Origin of the sequence: Streptomyces rishiriensis (assembly GCF_030815485.1) — a bacterium.
Taxonomy (GTDB): Bacteria; Actinomycetota; Actinomycetes; order Streptomycetales; family Streptomycetaceae; genus Streptomyces; species Streptomyces rishiriensis_A.
In genome coordinates this window covers 32944-49632 of record NZ_JAUSWV010000001.1, presented here as the reverse complement: position 1 = coordinate 49632, position 16689 = coordinate 32944, and the positions used below count along the sequence as shown (strand labels likewise).

The 16689-nt window shown below is 66.9% G+C and carries 16 protein-coding genes and 1 pseudogene; 7 read left to right on the top strand and 10 right to left on the bottom strand.

What is annotated here, in order from left to right; all coding sequences use genetic code 11:
- Positions 1 to 316 precede the first annotated feature (316 nt).
- Positions 317 to 1012 (bottom strand): DCL family protein, encoded by a 696-nt coding sequence (locus tag QF030_RS00260; RefSeq protein WP_307160615.1) that lies wholly within the window; start codon positions 1010 to 1012, stop codon positions 317 to 319.
- A 925-nt stretch (positions 1013 to 1937) separates the two neighbouring features.
- Positions 1938 to 2144 carry a hypothetical protein gene (locus tag QF030_RS00255; RefSeq protein ID WP_307160614.1) on the bottom strand — a complete coding sequence of 69 codons (207 nt, stop codon included), beginning with the start codon at positions 2142 to 2144 and terminating at the stop codon, positions 1938 to 1940.
- 233 nt (positions 2145 to 2377) lie between these two features.
- Here QF030_RS00255 and QF030_RS00250 point away from each other — a divergent pair, with 233 nt between their 5' ends.
- A complete protein-coding gene (locus QF030_RS00250) occupies positions 2378 to 3340 on the top strand; it encodes a hypothetical protein (RefSeq protein WP_307160613.1) in 963 nt (320 codons plus the stop codon).
- A 525-nt stretch (positions 3341 to 3865) separates the two neighbouring features.
- On the opposite strand, the gene QF030_RS00245 is transcribed toward QF030_RS00250, so the two are convergent.
- Complete coding sequence (locus QF030_RS00245) at positions 3866 to 4591, bottom strand: hypothetical protein (RefSeq protein WP_307160612.1); 726 nt, start codon at positions 4589 to 4591, stop codon at positions 3866 to 3868.
- 103 nt (positions 4592 to 4694) lie between these two features.
- Positions 4695 to 5402 carry a hypothetical protein gene (locus tag QF030_RS00240; RefSeq protein WP_307160610.1) on the bottom strand — a complete coding sequence of 236 codons (708 nt, stop codon included), beginning with the start codon at positions 5400 to 5402 and terminating at the stop codon, positions 4695 to 4697.
- Between the two features lie 116 nt (positions 5403 to 5518).
- Between QF030_RS00240 and QF030_RS00235 the strand changes: the two are divergent.
- Positions 5519 to 5767 (top strand): annotated as a pseudogene (locus QF030_RS00235) (IS701 family transposase); the annotation flags it as partial.
- 155 nt (positions 5768 to 5922) lie between these two features.
- Here QF030_RS00235 and QF030_RS00230 read toward each other — a convergent pair.
- The 5 genes from QF030_RS00230 to QF030_RS00210 all read right to left on the bottom strand — a co-directional run bounded on the left by QF030_RS00230 (position 5923) and on the right by QF030_RS00210 (position 11714).
- The gene (locus tag QF030_RS00230) at positions 5923 to 6966 is read right to left on the bottom strand and encodes a YaaC family protein (protein ID WP_307160932.1); all 1044 of its coding nucleotides are present in this window, start codon (positions 6964 to 6966) and stop codon (positions 5923 to 5925) included.
- A 296-nt stretch (positions 6967 to 7262) separates the two neighbouring features.
- Positions 7263 to 8132 (bottom strand): IS5 family transposase, encoded by an 870-nt coding sequence (locus tag QF030_RS00225; protein ID WP_307160609.1) that lies wholly within the window; start codon positions 8130 to 8132, stop codon positions 7263 to 7265.
- A gap of 258 nt (positions 8133 to 8390) precedes the next feature.
- Positions 8391 to 8888, bottom strand: a complete 498-nt coding sequence (locus QF030_RS00220; protein WP_307160608.1) for an SRPBCC family protein — start codon at positions 8886 to 8888, stop codon at positions 8391 to 8393.
- Between the two features lie 49 nt (positions 8889 to 8937).
- Positions 8938 to 11013, bottom strand: a complete 2076-nt coding sequence (locus tag QF030_RS00215; protein ID WP_307160931.1) for an AAA family ATPase — start codon at positions 11011 to 11013, stop codon at positions 8938 to 8940.
- Positions 11014 to 11213: 200 nt separating this feature from the next.
- Positions 11214 to 11714, bottom strand: coding sequence for a cupin domain-containing protein (locus tag QF030_RS00210; RefSeq protein ID WP_307160607.1), 501 nt, complete (start codon positions 11712 to 11714; stop codon positions 11214 to 11216).
- 247 nt (positions 11715 to 11961) lie between these two features.
- Here QF030_RS00210 and QF030_RS00205 point away from each other — a divergent pair, with 247 nt between their 5' ends.
- Positions 11962 to 12930, top strand: coding sequence for a helix-turn-helix domain-containing protein (locus QF030_RS00205; RefSeq protein WP_307160606.1), 969 nt, complete (start codon positions 11962 to 11964; stop codon positions 12928 to 12930).
- Between the two features lie 118 nt (positions 12931 to 13048).
- On the opposite strand, the gene QF030_RS00200 is transcribed toward QF030_RS00205, so the two are convergent.
- The gene (locus QF030_RS00200; RefSeq protein WP_307160605.1) at positions 13049 to 13552 is read right to left on the bottom strand and encodes a MarR family winged helix-turn-helix transcriptional regulator; all 504 of its coding nucleotides are present in this window, start codon (positions 13550 to 13552) and stop codon (positions 13049 to 13051) included.
- Between the two features lie 284 nt (positions 13553 to 13836).
- Here QF030_RS00200 and QF030_RS00195 point away from each other — a divergent pair, with 284 nt between their 5' ends.
- The 4 genes from QF030_RS00195 (at position 13837) to QF030_RS00180 (ending at position 16673) form a co-directional block, all read left to right on the top strand.
- A complete protein-coding gene (locus QF030_RS00195) occupies positions 13837 to 14022 on the top strand; it encodes a hypothetical protein (protein WP_307160604.1) in 186 nt (61 codons plus the stop codon).
- Entirely contained in the window at positions 14019 to 14594 is a 576-nt protein-coding gene (locus tag QF030_RS00190; RefSeq protein ID WP_307160603.1) for an NAD(P)H-dependent oxidoreductase, read from the top strand. Before QF030_RS00195 ends, QF030_RS00190 begins: the two co-directional genes overlap by 4 nt.
- A 97-nt stretch (positions 14595 to 14691) precedes the next feature.
- The gene (locus QF030_RS00185) at positions 14692 to 15636 is read left to right on the top strand and encodes an NADP-dependent oxidoreductase (RefSeq protein WP_307160602.1); all 945 of its coding nucleotides are present in this window, start codon (positions 14692 to 14694) and stop codon (positions 15634 to 15636) included.
- A 179-nt stretch (positions 15637 to 15815) separates the two neighbouring features.
- The gene (locus QF030_RS00180) at positions 15816 to 16673 is read left to right on the top strand and encodes an SDR family oxidoreductase (protein ID WP_307160601.1); all 858 of its coding nucleotides are present in this window, start codon (positions 15816 to 15818) and stop codon (positions 16671 to 16673) included.
- The last annotated feature ends 16 nt before the right edge of the window (positions 16674 to 16689 follow it).

The window sequence follows — 16689 nt, the reverse complement described above, 5'->3', positions numbered from 1 at the left end:
CCCGCAGCGCGGGTCGCCTCGGTCCGGCCCTGTTTCGGCCGCGCACGACGAGCATGCGGAGCCCACTGACAGCCTGTCACCTGATCTCATACGCCCATGCGGATCTTCGAATAGATGGCCGATCGGCCACCCCCGGGTCATCCCCTTCCGGACAGCACCGCGACAAGGGCCCGGGCAGTTTCACGGCCATCGCCCAAGCTGGGCAGACCGCCGGAGGACCTGCGCTAAGGGGTTCCTCCGGTCTCGTCAGCTCAAGGGCTGCACCAGGCACAGACTGCGCCAGCTTCGGGGTTCCAACCGCTCCACACACGGCCGTTCACGGAGCAGGAGTGCCGGCCGTTCCTGCCCGCCGCAGATCTGAAAGGTTGACCCGCTTCAGCACCGGCCGCAGCACGGCACGCTTCTGATGATGGTTCTGCCAGCGCCCCTCGAGCGCCTTGTCCTCCAGCTCGATGTAACTGACCCCGGCACCTGTATCGGGCAGGATCCGAAAATCGTCCACCCCACCGTTGTCAGCGATGAACCCCTCGGCCAGGTCGAGGAACGTCGGGGGCGCATGGTCGATATGCAGCTCGGCAGCGGACTGGATAGGTACCCCGGTGACGGAGCAGACGAGCGGCTGCCCGGAGTCGAGCGCCGCGGTCCGTGAAGCCGCCACCTGATCAGCTATCGCGTGCCGCAACGCGGCAAGTACCTGAGTGCGCTGGCTGAGCGGGGTCAGGCAGGCGTTCCACGAGAAGTCGGCCACCTCGCCGTCGAGCCGCACCAGAGCGAGCCCGACGCTTCTGCGTCCGTGATCGGTGTGGGCGATGACGCGGAAGTGGGCGATGCCGTCGCCCCGCTTGAGGTCGTACTCGGGGTGGTATTCGAGAAGATGACGGAGGAACGCATCGTCGTCGGGGCCGGTGACGTCACCGCCGATGCCGTATCGCTGGACGATGCTGCGGCAGACGTTCCGGACAGCTTCCTTGGTGGGGTAGTGGGTCGGGCCAATGGTTATGCCTCTGGGCACAGGTGGTCTCCGTTCGGCAGCGGTCTTCCTGCATCGTCACCTTCCACCACCGCGCGATGGAGGCGCAGCCGTACGCGGAAAGGCGGGAACCTCACCACCCCCTTCGCCAGCAACCGCGACTGCCGCTCGCCCCAGTTTCGCTGATCAGCGGTCAGATGAAGGCTGGAACAGGCTGGCGTGCCCTGCTGGCGGGCTCATGTCGTGACGAGTTCAGTTCGTCCCAGTGGTCAGCGAGGGCGGGGATGGGCTGGGGGACGGGTCCCAGGAGCCCGCTGTGGGGAGCTTGGAGTTCGTCGATAGCGTCCTTGACCGCGTCTTCGCAGACGGTGGGCCCCGACAGGGGGAGGGTGTAGCGGACGCTGAGAGAGGGATGGGGGCTGGTGGGGGACGGGTGTGTAGCAGGTCCAGTCCAGGCGGTTAAGGCAGTGGATCTGGCCGGCCCAGTGCTGGGCTTCGCGCATGTCGCCGTGGCGCAGGTGGAGCAGGTACAGGCTCAGGGCGGCGGTGGTGCTGCCGGCGCCCGCGGCGTAGTGCCACCAAAACTGGGCTCCTTCTTCCTGGTCAGCGAGGTAGAGCAGGCTGGCGAAGGTCAGGGCACCGTCGGGGTCACGGGCGATGTCGAAGGCAGAGATGTGGCGGGCGGCGCCGCGGCACAGGGTGCGCAGGTCGTGCGCGGCCTGGTCGTGCAGGGCGCCGGGAAGCTGGTGGGTTCGGGCGCCGGATGTGGCGGTGCTGAGGAACTGCACCCAGCGCAGCTCGTGCAGTTGACTGGCGAGGTTATGCCGGGAGGTCTCCGGGCGGAGCGGATTGACCGTTGCGCGAGACGAGGCCGGGACCCAACTGGCCCCGGCCTCCGCTTGGTGGAAGCGCGAGCCACCGCCCGTTCCACAACAACCCTGTCCGCTGGTTGGAGACTCGGTCTCTCCTACGTGGCGAGAGGAATGACGGCAGCGAGCAGGCCGATACCGATGAGCATCGTCGTAGCGGTGGCCACGCTTGCACTGGTGATCGCAGTTGGAACTTTGGCTCCACCCCACCTGGCGACCCCGAAAGCGATCAAACCGATCACTGAGGAGAGCACAACTAGCAGCAGGATGGCCATAAGGAGCAGAAGAAGATCGCCGACGAGCATGTAGTTCCTCACCCTACTTCTGGCTGCCCGATACGCTGCGCAGCCGTTCGACCATGAGACCTCCGTCTGGGGGCTCAACATGAGCTTGACGCCGACTAAGCGGTTACCGAAGTGGGTAACCCAAATTACCGGGGCCGGAAATTTTGCCAGCCATATCTCGATCTAGGGCGCGCGTTCGAAGCTGATGTTCGATTTGCTGCGATATTGCTGATTCCTGTTAGGGAAGGTGAGGTATGCCTCACGAGACGGCTGTACAGCTGGGTGAACGGCTCCAAAAAATTCTTCGTGAGTCCGGGAAGACGCAAGTTGGTTTTGCTGATTACTGCAAAGGACCCGACGGGAAGAGGAAATACTCTACAGCTACAATTTCGCGGTACTTTCACGGTGATCGAATCGCTGAGCGCGAGTTCATTGACGATTTGGTAACCTATGTCAGCGAGTCTGATGGAAATTCTTCCATGTTGGCTGACCGGTTGCACGAGCTGCGCTATGCAGCATGCAGGAATGGAAATGAGCAGCAGAGGTTGGAGGTGGCCCTCATGAGATTCTCTGAGCTGCAAAAAAGGCCGCCAGAGTTAGATCCCGATGCAGTTAAAGCCGCTTTGGCTATGGAAGCTAGTCCAGAACTGGCGGCGTTGGTGCTAAGTGAGATTCCACTAGAAGCCGCTGTAGAGATTCTACAGGGCGTCGATTCGTTAACCGCCGCTCACATTTTGGGGATTATTTGGTATTTCAATGAGGAACGCCGAGGGGCTATTTGGGGAGAAATGACTCCTGCGGCAAGAAATAGGATCGAGCTGGAGCAACGTCGAGCAGCTCGCCGAGGGGTACAACTTTCGGAAATGCGCGAGAGGCAAGAGTCTGTCGAGCATCGCCTCTCGCGAATTGAGGAGAATTTTTCTGGGGATGTAAGGCGGCCGGACACCTCACAGGATCCTGCACCTGGTGAGCCTGTGTTAATTGCTCGAGCGCTGCATTTCTCGGCGCCGCTGATGGGCTTGCCGGAGGATCAAATGTTTGATCTGGTGGAGTTGGCTGCGCTCCTTGAGCAGGACGCCGTAGTTGAGTCGCCTGATCCTGCCAGATTGAAGCGCTGGAGCGAAGCAATTATTGCGGTACTCAGTGCGTGTGAAGCCGGCGGAGCTCTGAGGGAACTGCTTATATCGTGCGCTAGGAGGATCGCCAACAACGGCTAAAGTCAATGAAGCACTGGGGCCGCACCTTAGGCCGTCCCTGTTCTCGCGCTAGTCCGGTGCCGGGGCGTTATTTATCGCTCCGCAAGCGGACCTGCTTCCTCTCGTGAGGGGATGGTCGGTGTTCCATTCGGTTCCAGGCCGGATGGCCAGAGGGCTTGCCAGATCGAAGGTGATTGTCGGCCCGCGCTGATTCCTTGATTGGCTGCCAGTAGGGCGAGACGTTCGGCATCAGCACGTAGTCCGGAGTCGAGGCGCATTTGGGCAAGCACGTTGAGAGCGTGCCGACTACCCGCGGTTGCGGCGAGCCGTACGAACCGTTCAGATTCGCCACGAAGCCCCTGCCGCTCTTTCATGAAACCAAGCCGCGCCAGGGCGTCTACGTCGCCTCTGCGTGTAGCTTTCATGGCAATGTGCTCGGCATCCTGGGGGCGCCCGATTTGTTCGAGGAACTGGGATAGCTTGCTCAGGGCCTCTGCGTCACCGTGGTTGCTTGCTATGACAGCGAGGCGAACTGCCTCTTGCAGCTCACCTCGCGATGCCCGGGCGCGGGTGAGATAGGAGTAGGCCAGAGCCCTTGCCGAGCGGTGCGGGCAACTCGTCCCTGGTCAGGGAACCGGTGTTGCCGGGGGATGAATTCACATGGTCGTTGGTTACCTGCGGCTTCTGGTACTGGTCCAGGTCAACGGCCGGCGCGTCCTTGTTGGGTTCAGGCAAGGTGATGTCGACGGCGTGGTTCCGGATCGTGAACTTCGCCCACGGGGACCAGTCAGTTTCGTACAGGCCGCCATCGTAGGCGGAAGTACGGAACGCGTACGTCGAGCCGGGCTTGAGGTAGCCGTAGTCGATGGTGACAGAGGCTTTCTCACCGGACTTGACGTAGCCGGAGACGGGCATGCCGTACTGGTTCTCGTAGGTGTCGACGTGTGCCTTCGGCGAGCCGTCCGTGTTCACGGTCCACACATCGAACGTCAGATCACTCTGGTCGCCGTCTGGGTCCGTCACCGTGTTGCGCAGGGTCACGGTGGTGCGATCCACCTGCCATGTATCCCCCACCTTTTTCCATGCCGGACCGGCCTCCGGGGTTTTGCCCGAGACGGGCCGCCCACCGGCAGCCGCGAAGGCGTCGCCGTGGAGTTCGGGTCCTGCGGCCGGCGTCGCCGACGGCGGCAGATGCAGCCCGCCGGCCGTATTGGGCTCGATCGGGGCCGTCCCGGCAGAGGCCGGCATGACACTGGTCAGCGTCAGCAGCATCGCGCCCAAAACCGCACGTAACCACGAGTGTACGATTCACACAGGTACAAGACCCTATGAGGGAAGATCATGGAAGTTGAATTCTGCGTCTGTCCTCGGACGGTCAGGACAGCTGGACCACCGCGCACGATGGACCGTGCGGCGACCGGCTTTCGCAGTCCCCATTCCCGCCGACAGTCACGGCGATGATCTCGATTCCCCAGGCATTCCGTGGGGCCGCGAGCGACATGCTGATCTGGTGGTCGATGTCGCCCTTGTTATTGGGTCTGAGGCTGACGCTGTAGAGGTCGGGGATACCGGGGAGATCAGTCATGTTTGCATCTACGACCGTCACGTACACGTTGACACTCGCCCACCGGTCAACACCGTCCGCGTGGACGTCGAAGCTCAGCCTTCGATCGGAATCCGGCCCTTCGAGCTTGATGTTGATCAGCGTCGGACGCCCGTTCCCACTCGCTGCCTGGGCCGCGCCGACGACCGCCACGCTCAGGGCCACCATGTAGAAGATGACACCGAGCCCCAGGACAACCGTCTCCCACACGTTGCCTCGCCGTGTCGGATGGATGAGCAAGGCAACGATGCTGCAAACGATGGCGAGGACGGCGCTGAGCGCAGCTACGAAGATGGGCCACGACTCATTGTTGAGTGCGACGAATACGACATCGCTCGTCAAGCCCAGGGAAGTCATGACGCCGGCCACTGTGACCAGGGCACCAGCAAGGATTTTGGCGACATCGTCGAGGCGCTTGCCGATTTTGGCCTGGACGTCGTCGAGCGTGCGAGGTTCCTGGTCAACACCTGGCGGCTTCATCCGTTCATGGTGGTGAAAGCTGATCGCATTCCGGCGCATCCACGCAGGCGGTTGGCACAAATAGCGGACTTAACTCCTGGTGAGATCGCGACCGAAGCGCCGTCTTGAGGCGTCAGCTGGACGAACTGATCCGTGTTGCGGGCAGCCGATGGGCAGTCGAGGAATGCTTCCAGACCGCGAAGCAGGAATGCGGCCTGGACGACTACCAGGTCCGCCGCTACCCCGGATGGCACCGCCACATGACCCTGGCCATGGCCGCCCACGCCTGCCTGACCGTCCTGCGGGCCCGACAGCTGGACACGGACAAAGCAGAAACGGATCCTCCCAGCTCGTCCACCTCAGCCTCGCCGAAATCCGACGCCTGATCACCCGCCTCACCAACCGCCGACCCACCCCGGTCGACCACATCCTGCACTGGTCGACCTGGCGCAGAAGATTCATCACCCCCGGATGCGCGCTCATCTGCTGGAGATCCTGAAGGGCACCTCGGGACGGCCTGGAGCGGTGCGGCGCCCGTCGTTCAGCGGCTGGTCAGTTCGCCTCCGGAAAGTTCATCCAGAGTGTAGGCGAGGAGGATGGGCATCGTGCTGAGCGCCTTCTCCAGCAGCGATTCAAGCGGTACGGCCTGCTGACTGGAGTCAACGTGGATGTGCTTGCTCCACTGAGCAGGCTCGTAACGGGCCAACATCGACAGGGTGTGCAGGACGGCCCACCAGGTCATAAGGGGGTGCACGCTCTTGGCGTTGCTGCCTACGGCGGGAACCAGGTAACGGGAACGCCCATACGGCCTCGTCATAGCCCTGATGAGCGTACGCCGGTCTTCAAAGCTGCCGTCACTTCCAGGCGGCACACGCCAGTGCATCGGGAGCCCACCCCAGCCGTCTAGGTCCAGGGAGAAGTCGGGTTCCTTCGCCTCCGACGACCCACGCCACAGATAGTCGAACCCCTCGGAACCGGGGAACGCCTTCATGTAGGCCTTCAGCGCTTCGACACTTCCCGCGGACGCAACCCACGGCGGGAAGTCCCAGATGTCGACGCTGGCCAGTGGGTGCTGGCCGCCTGACAAAGTTCGCTCGTCGAGACCAAGCGGCGTGCGCCGCTCATCAGTGACGGCGTTCAGCGGCGACAGACGATTCTCCGGGAGGCAGTCCCACAGGGTGCCGAGGGGGACTGCCGAGTCTTGCCAGAGAGGAGAGTCAAGCGCCTTGGACAGCCGCACGAAGCTACCGCGGGAGCCCTCCCTGGACGTCGTGACGGCTATTTCGGCGAGGGGACCGGCAAAGGTCTTGGGGTCCTGGCTGATGCCGTGCCCGACGAGCCGCCACTCGTCCCCTGTGACTGGCGCGGTCGCCATGACGGCGCGACCTGCCTGGCTCAGGCCGTAGAAGAGGAGGAGTGGCTGAGCGGCGGGACCCACGGTGGCGGCGGCACGGAACATCTGTTCCGCCTGTTCCAGGGCGAACACGTAGGTCTCGCGGCGTTCCTGGTCTGCCTTGGCGGCCTTCGGCGGCTTCCAGCGCGTTCCGCGCAGCCATCGCCAGAGTTCGTCTCCGGACAAATTCATCAGATCCACGGCAGCACCGTAGCGGCAACAACGCCCCTCCACGAGCGAGTAATTGTCTCGGGCGGGCCGGTGAGGCGAGCCAGTAGGTGGGTGGCGGCGCTGCCCAGATAGACCGCCTCATGGCGTACACCGGTGGCGTGGCCCGGCGCTCCGCTTCTGTGCCGTACGACGACGAACCGGTAGGGCACCAGGGCGATGCGATCGCGAAGCGAGCGGAATCCTGACGACGCGTGCACGCTGCTTTCACGATCCAATTGCGGATGCTTGCTCTTCAGAGGTCGTTTTCTCCCGTTGTTTCATCCCGGAATCTGCAGTTTGGTCCGCGGTTCCGGGTCGCGCCAAGAGATGGTGTTCTCGCTGGTGAGGCGGCGGGCCATGAGGTCGGTCATGGCGACGTGGATCATGGCTTCGGATCGGTGCGGGTGGGTTTCGTAGTCGCGGGCCAGCCGGCGGTGGAGCATGAGCCAGCCGTAGGTCCGCTCGACCGCCCAGCGTTTCGGGATGGGGGTGAATCCCCTGCTCCCGGGCTTGCGTTGAGTGATTTCCATGTCGATGCCGAGGGTGGCTGCGTGCTCGACGAGGTGCTGGCGGTAGCCGCCGTCGACCCACGCTTTGCGGATGCTGGGATGTGCGGCGGCGACCTGGTCCAGGAGCTGGGTGCCGGCGATGGAGTCCTGCACGCTTGCCGCGGTGACCAACACGGCGAGCACAAGGCCGATGGTGTCGGTGACGATGCTTCGTTTCCGTCCGACGATCTTCTTGCCGGCATCGATGCCCTGGCTGGTGGCGAGCACACTGGTGGAGGTTTTCACGCTCTGCGCGTCGATCACGCAGGCCGACGGTTCGGCCTCCCGGCCTTCCTTCTGTCGTAAGAGTTGCCTGAGCAGGCCGTTGAGCTGGGCGAATACGCCTTCCTGCTGCCACCTGGCGAAGTAGCCGTAAACCGTGTTCCAGTGCGGGAAGTCGTGCGGGAGGTAGCGCCACTGGACCCCGGTGCGGTCCACATACAAGATCGCGTCCATGATGTCGCGCAGGTCATGCTCGGGCGGCCGGCCGAAGTCCAGAGCTCTGCCACGGCGCTCGAAGCGCCAGGCCGCCAGGACCGGCTCGACCAACTCCCAGCGGGCATCGGACAAATCACTCGGATAAGGACGTCGACTTGGCATGCCTCCGGCGTACCGCCGCTCAACGAGTGCGCCCAGGCGCACAGCAATGACGACGGAAGCACCCAGCCTGGGAAACCGGGCATCCTGGGATGAGACAGGAACGAGCAGCACTCCGCCCCAACAGTCACACCTCAGGACTCATCGACCCCAGCCACACCGGCTGCCTCTTTCGCATCGCATCCTCACCCATCGGGAATCCGTCTATAAACAGGCAAGGCAGATCAAAACGACCTCTTAAGGCGCCGACGCTCAGGTCGCTCACTGCTCCACGATGCTATGGGGCGTTTCCTGCACCACGGTCACCATCCTGGTGAGTGCAGCGCGCATGTAGCGGATCCAGAGCTGCTTGAACGGCCCCGCGACGATCCAGCGGCGGCCTGGCAGTGGCCGGAAGTCGTACGTCCAGCGGATCGATGTGCCGGTGCCGTCGGGCAGGAACGACCACTCGCCGCGCACCCCGGAGACCAGCTTGGACAGCACGTTGGTGAAACCACTCAGCTCATAGGCGAACCCGTGGCCCTCCGCGATCTCGGTAAGACGCTCGTCGGCCTTGGAACCGTCGGTGAACCAGGTCTGGCGCGACGTCCCCGGCCGGTTCCAGGTGCCGGTCTGGTCGCGCACTTCCGCGACGCCGGGGAACGGTCCCCACGACTTGAACACCTGGGCGAGGTCGATCGGCACGATGACCTGGTAGGTGTGGGCGGGGCTGGACGTCGTACGGGCGAAGACGGTGATCGGGACACTCGTTCTGGTCATGCCACGAGCATCGCGGCCGGCGCCTGCCCGAGGCAGGCATCTGTGCTGCTCAACCGTGCTCAGCGCTGCCCACGGGGTACTCCTTCGGCACCTGGTGTGGCGAGGCCGGTGCGGGTGTCGTGGCCGGTTGTCGCAGCAGTAGTTCGGTGAGGCGTTCCTTGGCCAGGGCGAGGTGGCGCCGGTAGGTGCCGTAGGGCACTCCGAGCCGTCGGGCGGCAGCCCTGTGGGTACGGGGGGCCGTGATGTAGGTGGTGGTGAGAGCTTCGTGTGCCTTTACGCCCGCAGGATCGGTCCGCAGCGCGTCGAGCGCGGTGATGATGGCGCCGCGCAGGTCGGCGGTCGGGTCGGATGAGCCCGGCGGCACGAGATGGGAGTGCAGCAGGACGCTCGTCGCGAATTCGCGAGGGGCGTGCCAGGTTCGCAGCGCCTCCAGCGCTCCTTCCTCGAACGCGGCGCGCGACAGTCGGCCGGCCGGGCCACTCGTGGCGGCAGTTGTGGGCCATGTCGGCACGGGCGTGGCCATGGTGCGCGCCCGGTACCGCACCCACTCCTCCACTGTCTGCCGTCGCCAGTCCCGGCCGAAGATGTGCTGTTGTCTGCCGCCGACGTCCACGACCGCGACCTGCGGCACCCCGGCCTCGGCGAGGTAGCGCCCCCAGCGGTCGGCGTCTTCGAACACGGTGAACATCACCGCGCGTCCGTGGGCGCGCATCTCCTCGCCGATGGCGCGTCGGCTGCTGAGGTCCATCAGGGGCGAGGGCCGCTGTCGCCCGCCGGGTTGCACCGCGAAGCGGCGGATGCCCAGGTGCTCGCCCGGCCTCAGGGGAGCGGCCGCCTCCACAAGGTCCCAGACTGCCGCGATCACCGGGTCCTCGGCACGGTCCTCGGGCAGGGGGGCGTCCAGTCGCAGGATGGCCATGAAGGAAACGGGCGCGGAGGAGCCGGTGTAGCGGTGGACGCGGAAGGCCTCCGGCTGGCGGCGCAGCCAGTGCGCGACAGCGGCCGCCGATTCCGGGCCTTCGGCCTCCTCGGCCATGCGCAGCACGGCGGGCACGTCTTCGGGACGCAGCGGAGTGTCCTCGATGTGCGGGTGCATTCGGTAGTTGTAGAGATTGTCCGGTCCGCCCTGGTGGCGGAAGAGGAACATCCACTCCGCGACCCGTAAGGGCACGTCGTCCCCGGTGGCGCCGCGTACGGCCCGCAGGCCCGCCAGCGCGATGCGGACGCGGACGTCGTCGTAGCGCTCGGGGTCCCGCCAGCGCAGGTCGGCCTCGAGGGTCGCTCGCACCGCATCGTGCGGGTGCAGCCCCTCGGGGCAGGCCTCGATGTAGGGCAGCTGGCGCAGCCAGGAGAACACCGTGTCGGTGTCCTCGTCACCCAGCACTGTGCGCAGCAGGGACTCGCGGGTGACGTAGGCCTGCGCGACGACCTCGAGGGCGCGCCGGTGGACGGCGCTGGGCAGGTCGCCCACCAGCCTCTCGACCAGGGTCGTCAGCACGTCGCCGGCAGGCTCCCACAGTGCGCCGGGTGCGGACGGGGGCAGGGAGGCGGCCAGCGAGAGAGTGAGCGGGCTGCCTCCCGCGAAGGCGACGAAGGCGCCCCGCTGCTCGGCGGGAACACCCCGCGCGGCGAGCAGAGCGTCGGACTGTGCGACGTCCAGCGGCCGCACGGCCAGCGCGGTGAACAGCTGTGCCCACCCAGGGTCCAGCGACCACTCGGTGTCGGGGGCGACCCTGCCGGCCACCACCACGACCGCACGGTCGGCGAGCCGCGGCAGGAAGCTCTCACGCAGCCACGCCTCAAGGGGCTGACACTGCTCGAAGGTGTCGATGAGCAGCACCGCACCGGGTTCGGCGCAGGCCAGGGCCGCGGCCTCCTCCAGCCGGCGCGGGTCGGCGTCGAGGAGCCGTCCGTCCACATGCACCACGCGGCGGCCGGCGAGCTCGGCCTGCCGGGCGGCGTAGCGCACCAGCGAGGACTTGCCGATGCCACCGGGACCGTGCAGGTACACCACGAGCGGAGCGTCCGGCGCCCCCGACAGCATCCGGTCGAGCACCGCCCGCTCCGGCTCCCTGCCCACCAACGCACCGGCTCGTGCCGAGGCCAGCCGGTCCGCCAGTCCCACCGCTTGCAATCTGCGCTCCTCCGCATAGCAGTAACAGTCAGCCTGTCCGCGGTCGCGCCGCCGGACCGCCTATCGCGATCACCCCGCTCAGCACGGCCGCATCCATGACCGGTGCGGGTCCGGGACCGGTGCGGGTCCGGGACCGGCCGGCGCCCCGGTCACGCCGGAGGTAGGCCGTCCCTGCTCGCTGTCCCTGTGGGCTAGAGGAACTCGCTCCGGTAGGCCGAGGCCAGCTCGGCCGCCCGGCGGCGCCGCTCCATGAGCTCGTCCTGCGACAGCTGCGGTGGCGGCGCGTTCTTGCCCGCGACGACATCGCCGATGCGCGTGAAGTACTCGTCCTGGCCTGCCGGGGTGCACATGCACAGCATGCGAGCCGGTGCACCCGAGACGTTGCGGAAGTTGTGCGGCGCGTTGGCCGGAACATTGACCGTGGATCCGGCGCGTACGGTGTGCTTCTCGCCGCGGAAGGTGAACTCGATCTCGCCCTCGAGGATCGTGAACATCTCCTCGAAGTCGTGCCGGTGCGGGGGCGGGCCGCCGCCGTCGGGCACACGCATCTCGATCAGGCAGTACCGGCCGTCGGTCTGCTCGCCGGTGACCAGCATGGCGTATGTGTTGCCCACCAGTGAGACGTATGTGGTGCCGGGGTCGTCCGGGTCGGCCACGGTCAGGGACCGGGACGGATCGTCATCGGGAATCATCGCGGTTGTCTCCTCGAAGGTCGGTCAGGTGGGGATCAGTGGTCGGCGGGGCGACGACTTCGTCACCGGGCAGTGCCCCCGCGGCGACGCCGGCCCGCACAACGCCAGCCCGGTCGGCGGCACTCACGGACGGAAGATCGTCAACGGTCGGGGCTAGCCAAGAGTAGGAACGGGTGTGCGAAGAGAGCGTGTACTTTTGCGACACGAGATCGGATCCCGGCGACAACTCCATCCGCGCGGAGGGCAGATGAGCAACAGACCGAGCGCCAAGGTGGGCGCGTTCACCGTCGACGGCGACTCCACCGGTACGGGGCGGGGAACGTGGGAGGTGTTCGTCGATACCTGGAACGCCCGCATGGGCGACCTGTATCCCCTGCCGGAGTTCAGCGCTTCCACGGTGGACGGCTTCGAGGGAACCATGCGCTCGGTGATCCTGCAGGACACGGTCGTCAGCGAACTCTGGGGCTCCTCAACGGCGCGCACCCAGGCGGTCGGTACGCATGAGCACGACCACATCAGGCTGTATGTCGGGCTGCGAGGTGCGATGACCCTGCGGGACCCGCACGACCAGGGCGGTGACGCCTACGTCTCGGCCGGCACCTATTTCATGCACCACGTCGTGACGGAAAACCACTTCCACACCACGCCCGAGATCGGCAGCCGCATCTTCATCTTCCCCGGTGACGCTCTGCGCTCCCTGGTCGCCAGGAAGCCACGCGCCGGGCAGGCCGTCTCGCCCGCGGCGCAGGTCCTCATGGCACACGCCACCATGGTCCAGCGGACCGTGAGCGGCCTCGGCCCGGCGGCCGCGCACGCGTCCCGCAACGCCCTGCTCGAACTGGCCAAGGGGCTGGTCCTGGACCACTTCGACGACCGCGAGCCCACCTTCATCCCGGCGCTGGCGCAAGCGGCCAAGGATCTGGCCGACGCCCGGCTCACGGACGCCGAGTTGTCGCCGGCCACGATCGCCGCGCACCTGCACATCTCCGTCCGCACCCTGCAGCGGGCCTTCGCGGATCTGGACGAGTCGTTCAGCGCCTACATCCGCCGCCGGCGTCTGGAGGAAGCGGCCGCGGCACTCACCGCCCCCGGATCACGGCTCAGCGTCTCCGAGGCCGCCGCGCGCTGGCACTTCACCGACAGCAGCCACTTCATCCGCGCTTTCAAGAAGCAGTACCGAGCGACACCGGCGCAGTTCGCACGCCGACCAGCCTGACGACTCGGCCTGGCTCCACCTCCGCCTCCGCCCCGTTCACCGGCGACTGCGGGCTGCCCGGCGTCCTGCCGTGTCCTGATCCGCTGCGGTCGCCGGGGCGCCGGCGCCTGTCGAGTCCTTATGCTCCGCCTTTGCGGCGGCGAGACGCGGCCGAGCGGGGCGGCGTCGAGCGCATGTGCTCGCGTACCGGCGCCAGCAGGCCGGCGAGAGCGCTGACGTCGTCGCCGGACAGCGGTTCGAACAGGAGGCCGCTGACCACCTCGACGTGACCCGGCAGCACCTTGGCGAGCAGCGCACGTCCGGCATCGGTGAGGGTGACGGTGATGCTCCGCTCGTCGTCCGGCGAGGGAGCGCGGACGACCAGGCCCTCCTTTTCGAGCAGATCCACCTGGTATGTCAGGCCGCTGCGGCTGTAGACGACGCCGTCGGCCAGGTCGGTCATGCGGTGACTGCCCGTCGGTGAGTCCCCGAGGCGGGCCAGCAGCTGGAACTGCACATAGCTGAGATTGCCGGCCTCGCGCAGCTGCTGCTCGACTGCATGCCGGAGCAGGCTGGTCACCTCGATGAGGTCGAAGTAGGCGCCGAGCTGTACGGGGTCGAGCGACGGCGGTGAATCAGGCATGACCGCAGTGTACTGCTTCGAATTCGAAGAGAGTGGCCTGCCGCGGTGCCGGCCACCACGGGCGGAGCCGGAACTGAACTCCTCCGCGAATGACGGTGTCATCCCGGGTGAGGTGAGCCGGACGCGAGGGTCTCATGGGCCCGGTGTTGTGAGCCCGCGAGCGCCTGGTGTGGGCAGTGTTGGGCCTCACTGAGCACTCGAGAACGTGGAGATCGGGCAGTGGTGCGGCGCAGGGTTACGAGCAGGAGGACGGCGCCGCCGCCCTCGGATCCCGAGGACCGGCCATGAGCATCCCCTACCTCGCGCAACGTGAGGACCAGCAGCAGCTCGAGTGGATCGGAGGGAGTGTCCTCAGCGTCCTGCTCGACGCCGACGTGACCGGTGGGCAGCTGACCGTCGGCTGCCTCGACGTCAGCAAGGGCGAGGCGCCCGGCCCCAGGGAGAAAGCCATGAACGCGATGGCGGGATGAGCGCCGCCGCGTGGGCTCCGGTGTCCTTGGCCGTCGTGAGCGCCGGTGTCGGCCATCAGCGTCCGACTCGCCGGCTCGCGGACTGGGTCGCGGAGGCTGTGTGCCGGTCGCTGGCGGCAGGTGGTGCGCGCGCCGAGGTGGAGGCGGTGGAGTTGCGCCGGCTGGTGGCCGATCTCGCCCAGCACTCCGTCCAGGGCCGCGTCAGTCTCGACCTGCGGGAGGCGATCGCGGCGGTCGTGGTGGCCGACGGGCTGGTGGTGGCGACCCCGGTGCTCGCCGCATCTCCGAGCAAGGTGTTGGATTCGTTCCTCGCCGTCCTCGGGCACGGAGTCCTCTCCGGCATGCCGGTGCTGCTGGCGCTCAACAGCAGTTCAGACCGGCGACCACCCGATCTCGCGCAGGTGATGCGCAGGCGTCTGACCGACGTGCATGCCCAACCCGTGCCCACGATCGTCATCGCAGGCCCCACCGACTGGCAGGCCACGGCCCACAGCGACGCTCCGCGGCTGCGCGCCTGCATCGACCAAGCCGCCGCGGAACTCGCCGCGGCGATGCGCGCACACCGGCGGTGACCGATACCACTTGCTTCGAATTCGAAGCAGGTGTACTGTCCTCAACAGTTACTTCGAATTCGAAGCAACTTGGATCGTAACGAAGGTGAGAACCGCCATGAAGGCAGTACGTTTCCACGAGTACGGCGACCCCGACGTCCTGCGCTACGAGGACGTGGAGCAGCCTGTCCCCGGTGCCGGCGAGGTCCGGATCCGCGTCGCCGCCACGTCCTTCAACCCCGTCGACGGCAACATCCGCGCGGGCTTCATGCGCGGCCCCATCCCGGTGGACCTGCCCCACACTCCCGGCATCGACGTCGCCGGAACGGTCGACGCGCTGGGCGAGGGCGTGGACGGAATAGCGGTCGGTGACGTCGTCGTCGGCTTCCTGCCGATGAACGGGAACGGAGCCGCCGCGGAGTACGTCCTCGCACCGGCCGAGGTCCTGACGCCGGCGCCCAAGAACATCCCCCTGGCCGACGCCGCCGCACTGCCCATCGTGGGCCTGACCGCGTACCAGGCACTGTTCGACCACGGCAAGCTGACGGCCGGGCAACGCGTCCTGATCAACGGCGCCGGGGGAGCGGTCGGCGGCTACGCCGTGCAGCTGGCCAAGAACGCCGGTGCCCACGTCATCGCCACGGCCGGCCCGCACAGCGGCGAGGCGGTCTCGTCCGCCGGTGCCGACGAGGTCATCGACCACAGCACCACCAGCGTGGCCGCGGCGGTGACCGAGCCGGTCGACCTCGCGCTCAACCTCGCACCGGTCGACCCGTCGGAACTGGCCGCGCTCGTCACGCTCGTCCGCCCGGGCGGGGTCCTGGTGAACACGACGGTGTGGATGCCCGCGCCCTCGGACGAGGAGCGCGGCGTGCGCGGCATCGACCTGTTCGTCCGCAGCGACGCCGACCAGCTGGCGCAGCTGGTGGCGCTGATCGACAGCGGCGAGCTGCGCGTCGCCGTCGCCGAGCGGGTGCCGCTGGCCGAGCTCCCGGCCCTGCACGCCCGGGCCGCCGAAGGCGCGGTGCACGGCAAGGTCATCGTCGTCCCGGCCGCCGTCTGACGCCGGTCCTCCACCGAAAGGAATCGGCCGGCGCCACGGCACTGGCCGACCCCGACCTGCCCCACCGCCTCCGCACGGGCGCCCCGCTCGACGAGCCCGGCCCGGCGGACCCCGTCGATGGTCACCGAACCGGCCACCTCGCATCCAACCAGATGGTTACCTATAGGAAAGGCAGAGCGATGACGACCAAGACGTGGTTCATCACCGGCACTTCTTCTGGATTCGGCCGTGAGCTGGCCGAGCAGCTCCTCGCCCGCGGGGACCGTGTTGCGGCGACCGCCCGCAACACGGCCGCGCTGGCTGATCTGGCGGCCGAGTACGGCGACCGGCTGTGGCGGGCGGCTCTGGATGTGACCGACACCGCCGCTCTGCGGACGGTCGTCGACCGTGCATTCGCCGAACTCGGCAAGATCGATGTGGTGGTCTCGAACGCCGGTTACGGTCTGTTCGGAGCCGCCGAGGAGCTGTCCGACGAGCAGATCGACCGCCAGATCGCGACGAACCTCACCGGTTCGATCCAGTTGGCCCGAGCTGTGATCCCGCACCTGCGCGCCCAGGGCGGAGGCCGGATCGTCCAGATCGCCAGCGTCGGTGGGCAGGTGGCCTTCCCTGCGATGAGCCTCTACCACGCAACTAAGTGGGGCATTGAGGGCTTCTGGGAGTCCGCCGCCGGCGACATCGCCCCGTTTGACATCGATGTCACGCTCGTCGAGCCGGGAGTCGCACGCACCGCGTTCGGCGGCCCCAGCGCCGACATGGGCACGCCGATGCCCGAGTACGCCGAAGGATGGCCGGGACAGCTTCGCCGCACGCTGGCGGGCGAGCTTCCCCCGCTCCCCGCTCCCGGCGACCCGGCCAAGATCGCTGCCGCGATCATCGCTTCCACCGACCTCGAGCGCGCACCCAAGCGGCTCACGCTCGGTTCCGACGCCTATGAGCTTGCCACCACGGCGCTCCGCGACCGGCTCACCGCGCTCGAAGCCCAGCGCGACCTCGCCTACTCCACTGACGCGGACGACTTCGTCGCCGAGCAGTGACGGTCAAGACAAGCTA

Bases quoted from the DNA above. Each gene is read 5' to 3' on its own strand.
- QF030_RS00255 (WP_307160614.1), bottom strand. From the start codon at position 2,144: ATGCTCGTCGGCGATCTTCTTCTGCTCCTTATGGCCATCCTGCTGCTA.
- QF030_RS00250 (WP_307160613.1), top strand. From the start codon at position 2,378: ATGCCTCACGAGACGGCTGTACAGCTGGGTGAACGGCTCCAAAAAATT.
- QF030_RS00245 (WP_307160612.1), bottom strand. From the start codon at position 4,591: ATGCTGCTGACGCTGACCAGTGTCATGCCGGCCTCTGCCGGGACGGCC.
- QF030_RS00240 (WP_307160610.1), bottom strand. From the start codon at position 5,402: ATGAAGCCGCCAGGTGTTGACCAGGAACCTCGCACGCTCGACGACGTC.
- QF030_RS00230 (WP_307160932.1), bottom strand. From the start codon at position 6,966: ATGAATTTGTCCGGAGACGAACTCTGGCGATGGCTGCGCGGAACGCGC.
- QF030_RS00225 (WP_307160609.1), bottom strand. From the start codon at position 8,132: ATGCCAAGTCGACGTCCTTATCCGAGTGATTTGTCCGATGCCCGCTGG.
- QF030_RS00220 (WP_307160608.1), bottom strand. From the start codon at position 8,888: ATGACCAGAACGAGTGTCCCGATCACCGTCTTCGCCCGTACGACGTCC.
- QF030_RS00210 (WP_307160607.1), bottom strand. From the start codon at position 11,714: ATGATTCCCGATGACGATCCGTCCCGGTCCCTGACCGTGGCCGACCCG.
- QF030_RS00205 (WP_307160606.1), top strand. From the start codon at position 11,962: ATGAGCAACAGACCGAGCGCCAAGGTGGGCGCGTTCACCGTCGACGGC.
- QF030_RS00200 (WP_307160605.1), bottom strand. From the start codon at position 13,552: ATGCCTGATTCACCGCCGTCGCTCGACCCCGTACAGCTCGGCGCCTAC.
- QF030_RS00195 (WP_307160604.1), top strand. From the start codon at position 13,837: ATGAGCATCCCCTACCTCGCGCAACGTGAGGACCAGCAGCAGCTCGAG.
- QF030_RS00190 (WP_307160603.1), top strand. From the start codon at position 14,019: ATGAGCGCCGCCGCGTGGGCTCCGGTGTCCTTGGCCGTCGTGAGCGCC.
- QF030_RS00185 (WP_307160602.1), top strand. From the start codon at position 14,692: ATGAAGGCAGTACGTTTCCACGAGTACGGCGACCCCGACGTCCTGCGC.
- QF030_RS00180 (WP_307160601.1), top strand. From the start codon at position 15,816: ATGACGACCAAGACGTGGTTCATCACCGGCACTTCTTCTGGATTCGGC.